The organism is Lewinellaceae bacterium (genome assembly GCA_020636135.1).
In the GTDB taxonomy this organism is placed as follows: Bacteria; Bacteroidota; Bacteroidia; order Chitinophagales; family Saprospiraceae; genus JAGQXC01.
Genome location: JACJYK010000001.1, coordinates 2,853,644 through 2,872,461, shown reverse-complemented (window position 1 = coordinate 2,872,461; position 18,818 = coordinate 2,853,644). Strand labels below are relative to the sequence as shown.

At 47.7% G+C, this 18,818-nt stretch carries 13 protein-coding genes; 5 read left to right on the top strand and 8 right to left on the bottom strand.

The genetic code is table 11. The annotated features are described in order from the left end of the window. Positions 1-353 precede the first annotated feature (353 nt). Together H6570_11025 and H6570_11020 are read left to right on the top strand one after the other, a co-directional pair. Positions 354-914, top strand: a complete 561-nt coding sequence (locus H6570_11025; GenBank protein MCB9319807.1) for a hypothetical protein — start codon at positions 354-356, stop codon at positions 912-914. A gap of 61 nt (positions 915-975) precedes the next feature. Next, entirely contained in the window at positions 976-3,099 is a 2,124-nt protein-coding gene (locus H6570_11020; protein MCB9319806.1) for a gliding motility-associated C-terminal domain-containing protein, read from the top strand. 94 nt (positions 3,100-3,193) lie between these two features. On the opposite strand, the gene H6570_11015 is transcribed toward H6570_11020, so the two are convergent. The 4 genes from H6570_11015 to H6570_11000 form a co-directional block, all read right to left on the bottom strand. Beyond that, on the bottom strand, positions 3,194-5,230 hold the full coding sequence (locus H6570_11015; protein ID MCB9319805.1) for a S9 family peptidase: 2,037 nt from the start codon (positions 5,228-5,230) through the stop codon (positions 3,194-3,196). Between the two features lie 45 nt (positions 5,231-5,275). Further along, positions 5,276-6,475, bottom strand: a complete 1,200-nt coding sequence (locus H6570_11010) for an MFS transporter (protein ID MCB9319804.1) — start codon at positions 6,473-6,475, stop codon at positions 5,276-5,278. Positions 6,476-6,561: 86 nt separating this feature from the next. Further along, positions 6,562-6,996, bottom strand: coding sequence for a DUF2007 domain-containing protein (locus H6570_11005; GenBank protein MCB9319803.1), 435 nt, complete (start codon positions 6,994-6,996; stop codon positions 6,562-6,564). Positions 6,997-7,063: 67 nt separating this feature from the next. Then, positions 7,064-7,348: a TfoX/Sxy family DNA transformation protein gene (locus H6570_11000; GenBank protein MCB9319802.1), complete on the bottom strand. Its 285-nt coding sequence runs from the start codon at positions 7,346-7,348 to the stop codon at positions 7,064-7,066. Positions 7,349-7,605: 257 nt separating this feature from the next. On the opposite strand from H6570_11000, the gene H6570_10995 reads away from it, so the two are divergent. Continuing rightward, entirely contained in the window at positions 7,606-10,122 is a 2,517-nt protein-coding gene (locus H6570_10995; protein ID MCB9319801.1) for a PIG-L family deacetylase, read from the top strand. Between the two features lie 175 nt (positions 10,123-10,297). Here the strand turns inward: H6570_10995 and H6570_10990 are convergent, their stop codons facing one another. Continuing rightward, entirely contained in the window at positions 10,298-11,860 is a 1,563-nt protein-coding gene (locus H6570_10990; protein MCB9319800.1) for an alanine:cation symporter family protein, read from the bottom strand. Positions 11,861-12,345: 485 nt separating this feature from the next. Between H6570_10990 and H6570_10985 the strand changes: the two genes are divergently transcribed. Continuing rightward, on the top strand, positions 12,346-14,043 hold the full coding sequence (locus tag H6570_10985; GenBank protein ID MCB9319799.1) for a sulfatase: 1,698 nt from the start codon (positions 12,346-12,348) through the stop codon (positions 14,041-14,043). Here H6570_10985 and H6570_10980 read toward each other — a convergent pair. Genes H6570_10980 through H6570_10970 form a run of 3 tightly spaced genes read right to left on the bottom strand, consistent with a single transcriptional unit; the run spans position 14,040 to position 15,458 of the window. Then, the gene (locus H6570_10980) at positions 14,040-14,690 is read right to left on the bottom strand and encodes an ATP-dependent Clp protease proteolytic subunit (GenBank protein MCB9319798.1); all 651 of its coding nucleotides are present in this window, start codon (positions 14,688-14,690) and stop codon (positions 14,040-14,042) included. The genes H6570_10985 and H6570_10980 overlap by 4 nt on opposite strands. 23 nt (positions 14,691-14,713) lie before the next feature. Then, positions 14,714-14,980: a hypothetical protein gene (locus H6570_10975; protein MCB9319797.1), complete on the bottom strand. Its 267-nt coding sequence runs from the start codon at positions 14,978-14,980 to the stop codon at positions 14,714-14,716. After that, entirely contained in the window at positions 14,961-15,458 is a 498-nt protein-coding gene (locus tag H6570_10970) for a sigma-70 family RNA polymerase sigma factor (protein MCB9319796.1), read from the bottom strand. The genes H6570_10975 and H6570_10970 overlap by 20 nt, the downstream gene beginning before the upstream one ends. Positions 15,459-15,668: 210 nt before the next feature. On the opposite strand from H6570_10970, the gene H6570_10965 reads away from it, so the two are divergent. Then, positions 15,669-18,785, top strand: coding sequence for a DUF5107 domain-containing protein (locus H6570_10965; protein ID MCB9319795.1), 3,117 nt, complete (start codon positions 15,669-15,671; stop codon positions 18,783-18,785). The last annotated feature ends 33 nt before the right edge of the window (positions 18,786-18,818 follow it).

The window sequence follows — 18,818 nt, the reverse complement described above, 5'->3', positions numbered from 1 at the left end:
GGCAGGGTATATCGGTATAAATAACCATCCTTCTGTTTCTACACTGTTGTCTGAAATTCAGCGATATAGGCCTTAAACGAGCCCTTTTCGCGTTGGCTAAACGGTATTCCACTGATTTATGTTAAATAATTACAGACTTACAATATCTTTTTTTTTTTTTTGCGTCATAGAAGTGTACCTGCGAATCAAGAAGCCCAACATCCTCAACTAAAAAAGAGTAAGCAGCCAGGATGCGCCGGATAAGCGTCTTGAAGAGATAGCTAATCGGATACTGGCCAGTTTCATAGCTACGGAGGTCACCGAAAATCCGTGAATAGAGTAGGTCGTTATGTCGCTTTTTAAATATTCTAGTTATGAGACACGTTTTAATTTTAATGATTTTGGCGATGGTACTCGCAGTCACTTCATGTACAAAGGAAAATGAAGTGGGAAAGACCACAGAACCGCAAATAGGAAATAAAGACTTACAAGCGCAGTTTGAGGCGTGGAAGAAGAATCGGGAGAATTTGGATATAAAAGTTAAGCCTCCAACATTGAAAGAGTTGAATGAAGCTTTGATACAGTCTGGTTTAGATCCTTTGAGTGCTACAGATCTTCAAATATCTGATTCAGACTATCAACTTTTATTGGCAGGTCAACGAATTCCTAAACCAGCTAACTTGGAAGCTAGAACGTATGCATGTTATCCTGATCCTTGGTATGAATTCCTCTGCGACATGAATGGTAATGGTTATTCAGATTCAGGGGATGGAGTCTTAGCAAGGAAGGTGATACTTGAATATGATCCACCATCAAATGAATCAGAAAATTATGGAACATTGTCATATTATCTTGAAAGTTATGATCCGTTGTTATCAACATATGACATTGCAGTCATGAATTATTATTGGATGCAATATTATTGTAATTGGTAATCATTTTAAATTAAAGTATCTAAAGCATGCCCGTTTTTCGGGCATGCATATTTAATTCGAAATGTTGAGAGTCTGCTTCGTTTTGGTTTTGTTTTTAGTCCCAATCGTTGGATTTGCTCAAATGCAAAACAATATTTGGTATTTGGGTTTTGGCAATTTTGTAAATTTTAATACTAGACCTCCAACTATTAGTTATATAAGTGATAAAAAGGTAAGAGCAACATTGTTTCAGGTTGAATCTGATGCCCCAAATTCTGTCGTAAGTGATACGAATGGATCTCTACTTTACATAAGTAATGGCTATACGGTTTTTGATAGTTCATTCCAAATTATGCAAGGATCTGAATCGTTAGAAATATCCAATTTTTCTCCGATGCCTTGTGTTAGCGCTAAGATACCGGGAGAAGTAAATCAATATTATTTGTTTTCCCTTAAAAATGGCTTTGTAAGCTATGGTTCAGATTATAGTATAAAATATCTTCCAGGAGAATTATATTTTTCTATCATAGATATGGGTTTGAATAATGGTAAGGGTGGAATGCTTGAAGACAAGAAATTCGTAAAATTATACTCAGGTCTTGTTGGTAAATTAGTGTTAGTCAGAGGAGTATGTGGTTCTATCTGGTTACTCTCTCACGAAATGAATTCAAATCGATACGTTGCATTTGAAATTGATGACAAGGGAATTCACGAACCTGTTTTTTCTGATGTTGGATCATATATAGTAGGGACAAATATGACTTATAAAACGTTGCTTCCCGAAGGAAGCTTAAGTGTATCATTAGATCAGAGTAGAATATTAACATGTGGAGGAAAAGATAATTTCGCTGAACTATTTTCATTTAATAAGAATACTGGGAAACTAGAATTTCTAGCTTCGTTGGAAGTTGCGCAGGACAGTTTATCTCAGAGTTTTGGTTGTTTTTCTCCGGATGGATCTAAAGTGTATATTGGTGAAACAGCTCACCCATTGTCTGCTTCACAGTATGATACAAGCACTTTATATTATCAGTATAATGTAAATGTGTTAAATCAGGATTCGATTTTGAGATCAAAACAATTTATTGAAAAAGGTTTTGGTGTAGGTTTAAGATCCCATATGGTTATTGGCCCTGACGGATTAGTATATATATCTAATAGTAGAAAATTAAGTGCGATATTAAGGCCGAATGAAACCGCTCAACTTTGTCAATTTGTAGATAGATTTTATTTAGAAAATCCGGATATTAAGATAGTAAGTGGATTTAGTTACTCCTTAAACAATCCCCTCGTACTTCCCGACCCACCCTCATCCAAGGATTCGACTTTTTTACTTTCCGATACCCTTCTATGTGCAGGAGATGCCATCCGGATGGACCTTGGATTGCTGGGTGACCGTTTTTTATGGCAGGATGGATCCACGGATGCGCTGTATACGATTACTAAACCCGGGAAGTACTGGGCGCAGGTAGAGCGCGGTAATTGCACCTTCTACGATACAATGGTTGTAGAACCAAAGTGGGTTGAGGGTTTGGATATACCTCAGGATACTTTGTTGTGCCCGGGGGATTCCATCGTTATTTCACTTCCCGGAGACTTTGATTTTCGTTGGCAGGATGGGTCGCTGGAAAATCCGTATTCCATCCGTCAGGCGGGTACGTATTGGGTTGCCATCCAGGACAGTGGGTGTGTGGTTCAGGATACCACCATTGTTCAGGAGGTTTCTTTTCAGCCGGTACTACCTGATGATCTCTCTTTGTGTGAAGGTGAGACATTAGAGCTTGACATCCCATATGATATCGTGGGATGGGATGATGGCAGTATAAATCCTCACCATATTCTGGACGGGCCTGGGGTTTATTGGTTGGATTACCTGGATCAAGGATGTCTATTCCGGGATAGTATGCAAGTAGTAGCCGGATATTGTGAAGATTGCCGCGTTTATGTACCCAATATTTTTAGCCCAAATGGGGATGGACACAATGATGTATTGGCCATTCAAACCAACTGTACGTTATCCACTTTTTCATGGCAGATCTGGGATCGTTGGGGCACCCTCGTGTTTTCTACCCGGGACCCTTCCGCTTCGTGGGATGGCAGGGTAGGGCAGTCGATGGCACCGGTAGGGGTTTATGTATTCCGGATGAATGGCTTGACTCCTGATGGTGGGGTGCGGGACCAGGGGACGATTACCCTGATCCGGTGAAAGGCAAATTGGAGACCTGAGGTCCAACCACGCTGGGAGCTTGTCAGTACGCCCAAAATTCAGCCGGTAGTTGACCACCCCTGCACGCAGACACTTACTTCTCCGGCATCGGCAGTTCTTCACCCCAGATGTATTTCCCGAACCACTGCCAGTTGTGCCAGGTGGCTGCCAGACGCTCTTTTGGTTTGGTGATGCCGTGGCCAAAACCCTTGTAAACCATCATTTTAACGGGGACACCGACATCCTGGAGTCCCTGGTAGAGTTCATACCCATTCGCGATGGGAACACGCCGGTCAAATTCTCCGTGCTGGATCAGCGTAGGGGTTCGGGCCTCGCTGATGTTCGTGATGGGAGAGGTCATGGCATAAATGTCCGGATCCGTCCATGGGGTAGACTTCAGGTACTGACGCGTAAAGGGATGAATGTCCGTATTGACGTAGTACGTCATCCAGTCGGAGATGCCGGCGCCTACGGAAATGGCTTTGAAGCGGTCGGTATTGGTGGTCAGGAAGGCCGAAATATAACCGCCCTGGCTCCATCCCATCGAACCCATACTGTCCGGATTGACCATACCCTTGCCGATGAGGTAGTCTACGCCGGAAAGGACATCCCAGGCATCGCCGACACCCAGATTGCGCACATTCAGAGACCGGAAAGCTTCTCCGTAACCTGCAGAGCCACGGTAATTGGGCATGAGGACCAGCGCCCCTTTAGCCAGCCACTGGGTGATGGGATAAACGTAAGACATCACCGGCGAGGGTAGTGAAATGCCGGTCGGTCCACCGTGAATCACGACCAGCAAAGGGTATTTTCTGGATGGATTGTAATCCACTGGTTTCATCAGGATGCCTTCGATTTCTGCACCGTCCTTACTCGCCCACCGAATGACTTCACTCTGCGCTACCTGCCAGTCACGGATCTGACCGGTATTGTGCGTGAGCTGCACCGCCGGTTGATCACCCGACTTGAGATAGACCTCATCCAGCTGATCCGGGCCAGTGCCTATGTAGGCCAGATGCTGACCATCATCGGTGATCGAAAAATCGTTGATACGGTCAGGCCTGCTCAGGTATTCCTGCACCTGGTCCGGATGGGCCGGGTCGATACGCCATATCATGCTTCGAGTCTTCTGATAGGCCGTAGCATAGATTCCATTATCTACCCAATGCATATTGGAAAACTCCTCGTCAAAATTTGCCGCGACCCTGGTTTGTTCTTCACCGGTCAGGTCGGTGATATACAATTCGCCATTGCGGTAATAATTGGCGATTGAGTCATTGCCGGCGGTTTGATAAAGAATGGAGCGGCCATCCGGGGACCAGTCAATCAACCCGTCTGAGCTGGGATGATTGATCAGCGGTGTCACCATACGAGTTGCGACATCCAGCAGGGAAATGCTTGAATGGAAGAATGAGTTGATCAGCGGATCAGGCTGATGCTGGATGGCTACTTTGGTTCCATCCGGAGACCAAAGAAATCGACTGATGGTATAGGGCACACTATCCAGTAAAATGTGCGTTTTATCCTTCATTTTAGTACTGTCAACAACTTTGCCTGGCCAGGATTGAATTTCCCAATCAGACGGATCGAATGAGGTCATCCATAAGCGGGAGAGCAGGTATTCGGCATCTTCTTCGGCATAATCGCCGTATTTGGATTTCCGGTTTTTTTGTTCTTTTTCTTTGTCTTCAGCGAGGAGGAAGAGCATTTGTTTCCCATCCGGCGACCACTCAAAATCCTGCACATCGCCTTGACAGCTGGTGACCGGAAAGGATTCACCACCGGCAAGACGCATGGCGTATATCTGGGTATGCTCATCTTTTTTGGTAAGGTAGGCAATCCATTGTCCATCCGGGGACCATTTAGCATTGCTGCTGCTGCCTTTTTCGTTATTCGTCAATGGAAAGGGATCAGAACCATTCTTCGACAACCAAAGTTCCGTATCGTACCGGTTGTCATCCCAATCTGTAGAGGTTACTTCGTACAACACCTCATGGCCATCCGGAGAGATGGAGACATTGCGTACGGTCTGCAAGGATAACACGGCTTCAAAGGAGGGCACAGTCGGCTCTTGACCATTCACGATGCCAACCTGAATGATAAGGAGGAACAGAAAAGGTAAATAGTTCATATTACAGTTTTTCATTGTCAACGGCATATGGATTGAAGCGTTCATTTAAACCTGTTTGTTGTCGGGTGTCTTATTCCGTAAAGCCCATAATCCCAATAAGGGTCCCGGAGCTAACACGATATATATCCATCGCCAGTCCCATACGGTTGTCAGAAAGTTAAGCAGCTCAATGCTTACGATGGTTATGGAGAACCCAATGCAATTTACGATGGTCAAAGCGGTTGCGCGGGACTGTTGAGGAGCATTGGTAGCAATCAGGGTCGAAAACATCGGTGAATCAGCGATCACTACGATTCCCCAGAAAAGCATAAACAATACAAGCAAAACCGGACTGGATTGGCGAAGGATCAACGGAGAGATCAGACAGCAAATACCGGATGCTGCGAGCGCCCTGGATGCGACTTCCCGGGGACCAACGTACTGGGACCAGAGGCCTCCTGCGATGCAGGAAAGACAGCCTATGCCGATGATGGCAAATGAGACTCCTGATGTTGCCAGGGAGTAATCAAAGGCTTTTTGATGGGCTAAAAGGATCACCGGAACAAAGGCCCAGAAGGTGTATAGTTCCCACATATGACCAAAGTATCCAAAAGCGGCGTTACGAAATTTATTGACTTTAAAAACGGTAAACACGGCATCCCAATGGAGTTGTTGTGCCCGTTTTCGGTAAGGTCCGTCCGGCACCGATATCCATACGATGATACCGCCCAATAGTGCCAGCGCCGAGGTTGTCAGGAAGACTACTTTCCAGGGCAGCCCGACCGAAAATTGCCGGATCGCATGGGGAAATGCCGTCCCCAGAACCAGCGCTCCGACTAAAAAGCCCAGCGCTTTTCCCAGTCCCTTTTCAAAATAATCAGAAGCAATTTTCATCCCCACCGGATAGATCCCGGCGAGGCAAAATCCGGTAGCAAATCGCAGGGCGGACAGGCTGGCCAGATTGTGATGGCCTAGCGTGATCAGTACATTGGTAAGAGCGCCGCTGACCGCACAGACAAAAAATACACGGGAAGGTGAAAAACGATCCGCAATGGTCAATACAGCAAATACCAGGGTGCCACCTATAAATCCCAATTGTACCGCGGATGTCAAATGACCTAACGCTTTGCTCCCCAAATCAAAAGCTGCAGTTAATCCCGGAAGAACAGCATTGCCCGCAAACCAGAGGGAAGTACATAAAAATTGCGCAAGGACGATGCGGATCAATACATGGGTATATCTCACAGTTTTACCTGGTTCCTCCATGATGGTAAAATACTACATTGGAAGCAATAAATAAGTGCAGGTAAAAAATTGCCGGGTGGATCTTTGGGCCTGATGCACACGATTTGTTACAACGATATAAAGACGAGGGTCAGGTACAGGAGAATAAAGAAGCATGCCGCCAGGATTAGTATTCGATAGGGTATAAGTAACCGGTTAATCAATGGAATATTCCGGGTTGATTTTTCGGCAAAACGAACGAATGGATTTACGGGTTTTAATGACGATTTATCTGGACGTAAATTTAATTCATCCAACAATTCTTCAGCTTCATACCAGTCATAGACATCCACCTGAACGATGGCTCCCTGGTAGCCCATGATCACGGCATTGCCCATCCTCAGGCTGTGTTCAAAGAGGATCCGGCAGGGGATATTCGCATGATCGAGTGCATGCTTGATCAGATCAAGTGTCACCACATCATGGCATTCATAGAGATGAACCCATTCAAAGGCCCGTGAGCCGGGTTGATCTTCAGGATGACTATCAGAATGTATACTCACCAGCTCATTCAATTACATCGGGTTAAAGCTTTTTTTGATGATCCTAACCTAAGGATTTAGTTATGGATCAACCTTCCATATACGATTTATCTTTCCAGTACCACCATTTTAATTTCTCTGGTTCGTGCGTTTTTTCCGTGCAATAATAGACCGCGCACCGGAAAGTATACAGCATGCAGATGTCATGTGTTTTACTGGTAAGTTTATTCAGTTTTGCATACAATATGCCCGGGTTTCGGTGTGCCAGGTCCTGAGGATCCCGTATTCCCAATTGCCAGAGGTCCAGAGCACAGGCTTTGCCGATACTGGGGATCGTTTGTAATTTCTTGAGTACTTCTTTTTGGTTTGTCATTGTTACTTTTCTATGGCCAGACCGGGCTGAGCTGAATATGACCGGCAATCTGGCTTTAATATATTGAACAATAATAATTCATAATTTATTGATATACGTTTGTTTGAAAACTTTTTTGCGTTATTTCCAAGCCGGGTGTCTGCAGTTTATGTCCCGCTTCGGTTAAAGCTATGTTAAGAAAGGGGTAATTGATAAGAACGATTTACAATAGTTATCGATTTGCGGTACATTTGTTTAGCCACAAACATCGCATGACCATGATTGTAAAAAGGAAATTATTTTTTATCCTTAGCCTCCTGCTCTTTATTATTGCCGCTAACGCACAGGCACCCAAGCGATATTCCAGTGGTGATATTTATGCTATGATGGAAAAATTGGGTGTGCTGGGTACGGTAGTTTACCAGGCGGCGCATCCCGATGATGAAAATACCAGCCTGATCGCTTATCTGGCCAATGAGCGCAAATACGATGTCTATTATTTATCCATGACCCGGGGAGACGGAGGGCAGAACCTGATCGGGCCTGAAATCCGCGAAGGACTGGGTGTTATCCGTACACAGGAACTACTGGCAGCACGTCGTATCGATGGAGGTAATCAACGGTTTACCCGTGCGAATGACTTTGGTTATTCCAAGAACCCGGAAGAGACTTTCCGGATCTGGGGCCATGATGAGATCCTCAATGACGTCATCTGGGCCTGGCGCAATGTTAAGCCGGATGTAGTCATCAACCGGTTTTCGAACTCGACCGACCGTCCGAATCACGGACATCATACTGCTTCAGCCATCTTGAGTGTCGAAGCATTTGATAAAGTGGGTGATCCCCATCAATTTCCCCAGCAATTAAGCCATACGAGTGTCTGGCAACCGCAACGGGTATTTTGGAATACTTCCTGGTGGTTTTATGGCAGCCGGGAAGCGATGGAAGCTGCCGCAAAGGACAAAGATTTGAGCAGTGTAGACATTGGCGTTTATTATCCGCTGCGAGGTCTTTCGAATACGGAGATTTCGGCTGCCAGCCGGAGCATGCATAAATGTCAGGGTTTCGGAGTAATGGGTAGCCGCGGTGAACAGGAAGAATACCTTGAACTCGTGAAGGGCAATGCCCCGGAAGGCGACGACTTTATGAGCGGTATCAACACGACCTGGTCCAGGATTCCCGGCGGAGCATCCATCCAGCCCATGGTGGAATCCTTGTTGAAGCAGTTTGATCCGACCAATCCGGCAGCTTCGGTTTCAGCATTGGTTCAATTAAAGCAAGCCATCGAGCGTATTCCGGATCATTATTATAAGACACGTAAACTCATGGAAGTGGATCGTATCCTAGCGGCCTGCATGGGTTTATTCCTGGAGGCTACTACAGACGATGACAGCGGTGTTCCCGGTACTCCCGTAAGCCTCTCGATTGAAGCCATAAACCGGAGCAATGCTCCGTTGATCCTGAAAGGCATCGAGATCCAACCCAATGGTGTGGACAGCACGTTCTCGATGCAATTGAAAAATAATCAGGATTTCAGCATGAATTGGAAAGTGGAAATCCCTGCGGGTTTGCAGGCAACCAATCCCTACTGGCTGAATGAAGAACCACTGGTAGGCCGCTACCAGGTCAAAGATACCACGCTCATCGGTCTGCCGGAGACACCCCACCCATTCCGTGTTGTGTTTCACCTGAACCTGGCGGGGCAGGACTGGGATGTTGAAAGGACCATCGTGCACAAACACCGGGATCCCGTCAAGGCGGAAGTTTACCAGCCCTTTGAGATCATTGCCCCTGCCTACGTGAACCTGCAAGAGCCAGCGGTTATGTTTCCCGATGATCATGCCAAGGATATCGAGGTTACGGTTAAAGCCGGTGAATCAAACCTGTCCGGAAAGGTAGGGTTGGCCGTGCCGGACGGCTGGACTGTTGACCCGCAGGAACAGTCGTTTACCATCGACAGAAAGGGTGGGGAAGCACGGTTCAAATTTTTAGTCACACCACCTGACCATCCAGTGGTTGATGAAGTGGAAGCTTATGTCACGACCGACCAGGGACGATTTGCCCGCAGCTGGCAGCAAATCAGCTATGATCATATTCCTACGCAAACGGTAACTCAGCCGGCGGTGGCACGCCTGGTACGCATGGATGCCCACCGCATCGGACAGCGTATCGCGTACATTATGGGTGCCGGAGATGAAGTGCCTAAATACCTGGAACAGCTCGGATACAACATCACGGAGATCAGCGAAAATCAGATCGATCATAATGTATTGAGCAATTACGATGCGACCATTCTGGGAATACGTGCCTACAATACCGTTGACAAACTGGCATTCCAGATGCCGGAATTATTCCAGTACGTCAATAATGGTGGGACGCTCATCGTCCAGTACAATACGACCAGCGGTCTGAAGGTCAACGAATACGGCCCTTATCCGCTTACTCTCAGCCATGACCGCATCACTGAAGAGGACGCCAAACCGCAATTTTTGGCGCCTGATCATCCCGTTCTTAATGTGCCCAATAAGATCACGATGGCCGATTTTGACGGGTGGGTCCAGGAAAGGGGATTGTATTTCCCGTCGGACTGGGATAAGGCTTACACACCCATTTTGCGTTTTAAGGACTCGGGTGATGATGCAGCAACCAATGGCGCCCTGTTGGTGGCTCCCTATGGTAAAGGTTATTTTGTCTACACAGGCTTATCCTTTTTCCGGGAATTACCGGCCGGTGTTCCGGGTGCTTACCGGTTATTCGCCAATATGATCGCCCTGGGACAGGAGGTAAGGCCTTAGGAAGGCCAGGACTATCTTATGACGGCTTAATCCGGGTCGTAGGGTTATACCTGTGGGCGCTGTCAGAATTATCAATATTTAGCAGGAATCCAATTCCTTTTTTTATTCATCATCAGGTTACCACTGTTGATTTATTGTCCAGGTGGTGAATGCATGGGATGGCTGATGCTTACTGTTACGGTGCATTCCTGATGGCCTTTAAATACCTTCGCAGTTCTTCCCGCACGCGAGGAAAAAGCAACAACAATCCGATCATATTCGGAAAAACCAGAGCAAGGATCATCGCATCCGAAAATTTAATGACAGCATCCAGCGTTGCGGCTGCCCCGATCACCACGAATAAAAGAAATAACAGTTTGTAGGTGATATCCGAAGTCCGTGACCGGCCAAAAAGATATTTCCACGATTGCAGGCCATAATAGGACCACGATATCATGGTGGAAAAAGCAAATAGCAGGATAGCGAGCGTGAGCACGTATGAAAATCCCGGTATGGTATGTTCAAAGGCACGTGTAGTCAGATCCACTCCATTCAGATTGTCCGGGTTGATGTAGTTACCAGTTACAATAATGACCAAGGCCGTCATTGTGCAAATTACAACCGTGTCAATAAAAGGTTCCAGTAATGCAACAATACCTTCACTTGCTGGAAAACGGGTACTTACTGCAGAGTGGGCGATGGCCGCTGATCCGACACCTGCTTCATTCGAGAAAGCAGCCCGGCGGAATCCGGTGATCAGAACTCCGATGATTCCTCCCTGGATTGCAACTGGTTTGAATGCAGATTGCAGTATGAGGCTGAAGGAGGGCAGGATCTGATGATAATTGGCTATAAGGATGATCAGACCAGCGCCGACGTAAATGATAGCCATAAATGGCACCAGTTTCTCGGTTACCCTGCCAATGCGTTTGACCCCGCCGATGATGACCAGCGCAACAAAAACTGCCATGACTGCACCAAGCAGGGAGCCGGCAAAACTGGAATGAATACCAAACTGGCTGATGATTTGTTTGGCAGCCTGGTTAGCCTGGAATGCATTGCCTCCGCCAAAAGACGCGCCGACACAGAGAATGGAAAACAAAATGGCCAGACCTTTGCCAAAATTGCTCCATCCCAGGGATTGCAGTCCGCGGGATAAGTAATACATCGGGCCACCGTAAACCACACCCTGCTGATCGATATCACGGTATTTGACACCCAGGGTACATTCCACAAATTTTGAGGTCATTCCGAGCAGCCCGGCAATGATCATCCAGAATGTCGCTCCTGGCCCGCCCAACACAATAGCTACTGCAACACCGGCAATATTCCCCAGCCCTACAGTCCCTGATACGGCCGCAGATAACGCCTGAAAATGGCTTAACTCACCAGTATGCCCCTCTACTTTAATGGTGTCCACGATATCCCCGTCAATCTTGCGAATACCTTCTGCAATAATGGGGTCGTCCGCATGCTCTATGGTATCGTAATGGCCACGCACCACTTTCAGAGAAAGCGGAAACAAGCGGATGTTCACAAAGCCGAATATCAGGGTGAAAAAGGTGGCGCCTCCAACCAATAGACACAACACAATCGGGATACTGATACCTCCGGGACCGGTAAAACCGGATAATACCAGACTTTCCCAGGCTGACGCTACCGGATCAAATGCCGTATTGATCAAATCATCCAGCCCCTGCTTAGGGAGTGACTGGACGAGTGTGGTATCTATTGAATTTGAGAAGAAGAGGAACTCCATGGCTGATCGTTATCCTGATCAGACTGCTTTTTCATGGGCAGGTCACCCGAGTTAGCAGGTAAAAAATTGCAGTTTTAGGGTAATTCCTGCACGTCACAATAAATTGGATGATCAAAGTACATTACGGGGTCGATTGACCCGTGAGCGTATGAAAATGACAAAGCCAAGGGAGAGAACGTATAATCCAGTGTATAACATAGTGTTGCGTTTAAACTTTCAAGCAATAACAGTCAATGTGCCTGCTATCATGTTACCCTGAACATTCAGGGTGATTTTTATGCTACAAGATTAATTCATGAAGATTAAGGCAATGTTACCCAAGCATTAATTAATTACTCGTGACCATTGCCAGTGGACAGAAACTTCAAGAGAGCTTATGGGATACTAACTCGGAATAATGACTGTTTAGTATAATAGGAAACAGAAAAGCCGGACACTTTAACATCGTCCGGAAATCCTTACATTAGGAAAACAATATTACGATCATGCGCCATATCCTTAGTCCGGTTTGCTTTGTATTGCTTTTACTCTCCTGTCAAAATCAGGATGAAAAATCTCTTGCCGTAGCCCATCCAAATATTGTATGGTTGGTTGCTGAAGATCTGAGTCCTTATCTGCCATCCTTTGGCGATTCCACCATTGAGACGCCTAATTTATCGAGGTTGGCGGCTGAGGGCGTTCGCTATAGCCGGTTTTTTTCTGTGAATGGCGTTTGTGCGCCCAGCCGCGCCGCTATTTGTACCGGCATGTATCCTTCCAGTATTGGTGCAAATCATATGCGGGTACAGTGGAATAAGCAATTTCTTGAGGACCTGGGATTACAATTGTACGAGTGTGTGCCACCACCTCAGGTAAAGATGATGAGCCAGATCCTGCGCGAAAATGGTTATTACTGCACCAATAACAGCAAAACGGATTATCAGTTTGTACCCAACGAAACAGCCTGGGATGAGAGCAGCAATTTTGCCCACTGGCGCAACCGTGAATCAGGTCAACCTTTCTTCGCCGTCTTTAATTTCGACGTAACCCATGAAAGCCAGATCTTCGGCCCTTACCACCGGGCCGTATTGCGCTACAATGAAAATTTTCCGGGTGACCGTAACACCGATGGCCCGAAATACCAGGGCGACGTAGATTCCGCAGATTGGTATCTGAATGTGCCCGAGGATCTTCCGGTCAAGGTTCCGCCCTACCTGGTAGACGATTCACTGACGCGGGTGGACATCCGCCGGAATTATTCGAACATCATCGAAATGGACAAGCAGGTAGGGGTCATCCTAAAACAATTGGAGGACGACAATCTGCTGGATCAAACGATCATTGTCTGGTACACCGACCACGGCGGGCCCTTGCCCAGAGAGAAAAGGTTGTTGTATGACAGCGGGTTACGCGTACCCATGATCATTCGCTTTCCTGACCAGCACGGTGCCGGAACCATAGACAGTCAGCTCATCAGCTTTGTGGACCTGGCACCCACCGCCTTCTCCTGGGCAGGTGTACAACCACCGGACTGGATCCAGGGCCAGGCATTTGACGGGAAATATCAGGCATCTCCCCGAAAATACATCTATGCAGCCTCTGACCGATTTGACTCAGAGTATGACCGTATACGTGCCGTTCGGGACGACCGGTACAAGTATCTGCTTAACCTGATGCCTGACAAAGGTTATTACCTTCCGGTTGCCTATCGTGAAAATATGAACAGCATGAAGTCCCTGCTTAAGGGCCGGGATGCGGGTACGCTGAATGAATGGCAGGCGCAATGGTTCAGAACGTCGAAGCCACGTGAGGAGTTATTTGATACCAGGCAGGACCCGAATGAATTCCATAACCTGGCCGGAGATCCGGCTTATGATTCCAAACTGGAAGAATTGCGTCAGGCCTGTGCGGAATGGCAGTCTGAAGATGGTGACCTTGGCCTGATTCCGGAGGGCGAATTGCTGGAGCGTTTCTGGCCTGGGAGAAAACAACCGGTTACCGCCGCACCGGACATCGCAGAGACCAACCAGGGGTGGTCAATCACCTGTACGACAGACGGAGCTCAGATCGGTTACCGGCAAAAAGGGAGTTCCGGACCCTGGATGCCCTATCTCCATCCGGTGGATGATCAAAACGGACCCTGGGAAGTGATAGCCCATCGTATTGGATACCAGGCCAGTCCGGTTGTCACCACCGAACATTAACTGGGAGACTGCGGAAACCGGAATACGGGCAGGGTGGGTTCAATAAAGACGAGATTGGACACATCGCCCAGGACTTCATCTATAAGGCCATATTCCCTGGCTTCGAGGGCGTTCAGGTAGCGGTCCCGGAGAAAATATTGTTCAATCTCAGTCCCGGGATGACCACAGTGTTTTCCCATCAGATGAAACAGCTGTGCTTGCAGCCGTTCCTGTTCGCGGGTAGCTATCCGCACATCTTCCGTATAACCTTTTGATCCACCTCCGGTAGGATGCATATGTATGGTTGCCTGGGGCAAAGCATAGCGCCTGCCCGGATGACCGGCTGAGAGCAGCACAGTCGCCATACTGCCGGTGAATCCCACCGCATAGGTAGCTACCGGTGCAGTTATCATCTGCATCGCGTCGTAGATAGCCATACCTCCGTAGACGAGGCCGCCCGGACTATTGATGTACAAGTCAATTTGGCGGGACGAATCCTGACTGTTCAGGTACAGCAGCTGGGCGACCATCACGTTGGCAATCTGATCGTCGATCCCTGAACCCAGGAAGATGATCCTTTCTTTAAGCAATAAGCTGTAGATGTCGAACACGCGTTCGACGGATCCCATATGGTCAATAACCATTGGGATGACCGATGATGAAGGCATAAATGAGTTATCTGGTTATGTAATCAGGTAAATATTTGCCGGATTTGTTGTTGAAAATCGCGGTTAAGGTTATCCTCGAATAAATAATGATCCAAACCGGAAATTTCCTTTCGCATTTGTTTCTGCCCATAGTTCCGGATCAACCGGTAAGCATGCTGCTGGCCCTTGATATCAGTCCTCAAATTGTCACCATCCAGGAGTCCTTGCCGGAATTTTTCCAGGAGGTCAGAGGACATTTTATGACTGAGGAAATCCTCGATCTGCCGGAGTCTACGCCAGGAAGTCTTCATAAATCATTTTTTGCGTGTGAACATGATCCCGGACTTTTTCCAGGCATTTGTATTTCTGGACAGTAGCCGATCGTTCGCCGGAGAAGCCAAAGGTATGTGCGATCTGCTGCATGGTTTGGTTGTGGTAATAGAATAAAGTCAGCAGATCCATGCACCGTTCCCCAACGCGGGAAAGCAAAGCCTGGAGTTTATTCGTCGATGGTTCCTCATAAAACGGTTCGGGGTCCGGGATGTCCTCAGGGGCAAGTTCGGCTGTTTGCCGGGTCGCATGCCGACTTTTCCGGTGCCAGAGATGACGACAAATGCCAAACAAATAGTTATGATTCACGGCCTCTTGATGACGGAGCACCTGTTCGTAATAGACCAGCAAAGCTTCCTGAAAGATATCCCGGGCATCATCCAGCTGTCCACCCCGTTGGTGTACAAATGCTGCGAAAGCAGGAAATACCTCCCGGTAGCAACCCTCAAACCGGTGCATGCGTTGCCGTTTTGCATCTGGTTCCGAATGAACTGTCATACGTTTCTTTCCATTAGGTGCCATAAGTTACCCGGATATCACCCAATTTGCCCAACTTTTTTTCAGGGTAAGACATATCGTTTGCATCAACCGGTGAAGTAGTAACCAAATGCAATGGCGATCTTGGTTAACTGATGGAGTAAGATTATTTTGGGCTAAACTTTAAGATCCATGTACCGCAAAGTATTCATTGCATTTTTGCTGATCCAGGTAAGCCTGGGCCTTGCAAATGCCCAATCTGCCTCGATCCGGGTGGAACAGATGACTATTCCCACCTACGGCTATGACGATCCGAATCCGGTAGCTAAAATGGATGCCAATTACCCTTATTATCATTTTGACGGATACGCTAAAACGGCTACCCCGACATCGTGGCAGATCGTGGTTTTGGAGAATGAATACATCAAGGTTTACGTGGCTCCGCAGATCGGTGGTAAGGTTTTAGGCGCTTTCATGAAGTCCACGGGTAAAGATTTTGTCTACTTCAACCCTGTGGTGAAGTTTCGGAACATTGCCTCCCGCGGTCCCTGGACGTCAGGAGGTATAGAGTTCAATTTTGGTTCTTATGGCCATACAGTTAATACCGCCACCCCGGTGGATTTTCTCACAACCAATAATGATGACGGTAGCGTCAGCTGTTTTGTGGGCGCACCCAATCGAACCGGCCACACCTATTGGCAGGTCGAAATTCGGTTGCCCGCGGATAAAGCATGGTTCGAAACCAATGGTACCTGGCATAACGAAAACGAACTGCCGGTGTTATCCTACCACTGGTCGAATGCCGCCTTTGATGTCGCCGATGATCTGCAGGTCAACTATCCAGGTACGCATGAAATATTCCATGATGGTCTGCCGGGGCCCTATCCGGTCAATGAGCAGGGCGTGGATCTTTCGTATTACCGTAATAATGATTATGGAGGCAGTCATTCTTACCATGTATTGGGAAAGGCTACAGACTTTTATGGAGCCTATTACCCGTCCGGGAACTGGGGCATGGTCCACTGGTCTCCTTTTTCAGACAAACTGGGTAAAAAGATTTGGTACTGGTCTCTGGCGCGGGATGGTGCCATCTGGGTTGATTTGCTGACGGATCCGGATAAAGGCAAAGGCCAATACACGGAATTACAAAGCGGTTTGGGCTACAACCAGACGCTGCCTTCCCATTCACCATTTATTGTCGAAGCCTTTGCTCCCCAGGCCACCGAACGCTTTCAGGAACACTGGTACCCCATCAGCGGGATGGATGGACTTACCTATGCCAATGCGATAGGAGCTTTATATGTCCATCAGCGGGATGGCAAACTCAAGGTGCAGTTTTGTCCGGCAGAAGGAGGTGACTTCCCGGTTCGTATATCCATGGGAAGTACAGTTGTGGTCAACGAAACGAAACCTTTCAAACCGATGGAAGTGCAAAGCTGGACTGTTGAGGCAGCTGAAGACCAGTTTACCATCGATATCAAAAACGGAGAATTGTATTATGCACCTGATGAGGAAGAAGAAAAGGTTTTAAGCCGCCCCCTGGATGGCATCCGGTCGTCGTCGGCTTACGCAACCTACCTCTGGGGCCTGCAACAACTGCGGGCAAAGGATTACCATCATGCCCGTGAAACACTTGAGCAATCACTGCAGCAAGATTCGACGCTGGTTCCGGCTATGAATGCATTGGGCGAATTGCACCTGAAGCAAATGCGTTACGATGAAGCGCGGTATTGGATTCGCAAAGCGATGGCCTGGAATACCTACGATGGAGAAGCCAACTACCTTTTTGGTGTACTGGCCAAAACCACCGGTAAGGTTTACGACGCCCTGGATGGTTTCAGCGTAGCTGCTAAGGATCCTGCGTATGCGATGACCTCAAATCTCCAGATGGCAAAAATCCACTATGCCCGCGGTAGCTATCGGCAAGCGCTGGATTTTGCGCGGAAAGCCTTGCGTTATGATGGGTTCAACGCAACGGGACGCTGGCTGGAAGCCAAAGCATTGCATCGGTCAGGCGCAGATCCAGACGCGGTACTGGTATTGGAAGATCTCATCGCAGAATTTCCGTTATTCCACCTGGCCCGGGTTGAGTTGCAAATGATCGACCCGGATAACCAAGAAGCAGCGCGGCTCAGCCAGGCTGTTTCGAATGAGTTTATTTCGGATACTTACCTGGAAATGGCCCTTGCTTATGCGGAATTAGGTGAAATAGACCAGGCCATGGCAATCGCAAAACCTTATATGAGCGATCCGCTGGTTGCCTTGCATCTGGATGGGTGGGCTAAGCAATCGGGACAGACGACTGAGCGCTATCAAACTGCTTTTTTATTGGCTTCACCGGAATACGTATTTCCTTACCGCCCGGAAACCGCGGTACAGCTGGACCGGATGCTGTCTTACAACAATCACTGGAAGCTGCATTATTACCGGGCTCTCATAGCCTGGTACATGGATAATCCGGTTATTGCACAGCGACACTTTGACGCCTGCGGTTCTTCAGCGGACAACGGAGCATTTTACCTGACACGCTATGATTTTGATGAAACCCAATCGGGAGGGGCGGAGAGTGACCTGATGCGGGCATTTAAGATGGCTCCGGATTGGCGTAGTTATGCCGCTTTACTGGATTACTATCTGGATGAAGGCAATGGAGGTCAGGCGCTTAGTTATGCTAAAGAAGCATTGCAAAAATTTCCGGACGATTTCCGGCTGATACCATCCATTGTCCAGGCTTACCTCCTGAATAACCAATATCAGGAAGCTTATGATCTGCTTCAGAAAACCACCATTCTGCCTTTTGAAGGTGCACATTATGGAAAAACTCTGTGGGATCAGGCCACGCTGAGTTTAAGTCTTCGTGCTCTGAAAGCCAAACAATACAGCCAGGCGGCATCCTGGGTAGATAAGGCATTGTTGTGGCCGGAAAATCTGGGTATCGGCAAACCCCATGATCCGGATGAACGCCTGGGTAATTATTTAAAGTACCGGGTCCTTGCTGCTCAGGGAAATGCCACAGCCGGGACATATGCCCGGAAAGTATTCTCCCAGGAAATGCAGCATGAAAATCTCAACATCCTTGATGTACTGAATTGGCAGGTAGCCAAAGATTTTGGCTGGGAGCAGGATCCGGCATGGATGCACCTCCTGGAAGAGAACAAAGCAAATCCTTTGGCGCAATGGATGCAAGCGATCATGCAGGGTAATGAAGAAGCCATCAGTAGATCCTCCCGGCAGTCGATGACAGATTTGCCGGTAGCCAGACAATGGCAATTGAAAATGGTGCAGGAACTATTGACCGGAATTAATTGATGTCCCGGGCAATGCATACTTTGCCGGTAGTAA

Excerpts from the sequence above, each read along its gene's own strand:
- H6570_11025 (MCB9319807.1), top strand. The coding sequence starts at position 354 with ATGAGACACGTTTTAATTTTAATGATTTTGGCGATGGTACTCGCAGTC.
- H6570_11020 (MCB9319806.1), top strand. The coding sequence starts at position 976 with ATGTTGAGAGTCTGCTTCGTTTTGGTTTTGTTTTTAGTCCCAATCGTT.
- H6570_11015 (MCB9319805.1), bottom strand. The coding sequence starts at position 5,230 with ATGAACTATTTACCTTTTCTGTTCCTCCTTATCATTCAGGTTGGCATC.
- H6570_11010 (MCB9319804.1), bottom strand. The coding sequence starts at position 6,475 with ATGGAGGAACCAGGTAAAACTGTGAGATATACCCATGTATTGATCCGC.
- H6570_11000 (MCB9319802.1), bottom strand. The coding sequence starts at position 7,348 with ATGACAAACCAAAAAGAAGTACTCAAGAAATTACAAACGATCCCCAGT.
- H6570_10995 (MCB9319801.1), top strand. The coding sequence starts at position 7,606 with ATGATTGTAAAAAGGAAATTATTTTTTATCCTTAGCCTCCTGCTCTTT.
- H6570_10990 (MCB9319800.1), bottom strand. The coding sequence starts at position 11,860 with ATGGAGTTCCTCTTCTTCTCAAATTCAATAGATACCACACTCGTCCAG.
- H6570_10985 (MCB9319799.1), top strand. The coding sequence starts at position 12,346 with ATGCGCCATATCCTTAGTCCGGTTTGCTTTGTATTGCTTTTACTCTCC.
- H6570_10980 (MCB9319798.1), bottom strand. The coding sequence starts at position 14,690 with ATGCCTTCATCATCGGTCATCCCAATGGTTATTGACCATATGGGATCC.
- H6570_10975 (MCB9319797.1), bottom strand. The coding sequence starts at position 14,980 with ATGAAGACTTCCTGGCGTAGACTCCGGCAGATCGAGGATTTCCTCAGT.
- H6570_10970 (MCB9319796.1), bottom strand. The coding sequence starts at position 15,458 with ATGCACCGGTTTGAGGGTTGCTACCGGGAGGTATTTCCTGCTTTCGCA.
- H6570_10965 (MCB9319795.1), top strand. The coding sequence starts at position 15,669 with ATGTACCGCAAAGTATTCATTGCATTTTTGCTGATCCAGGTAAGCCTG.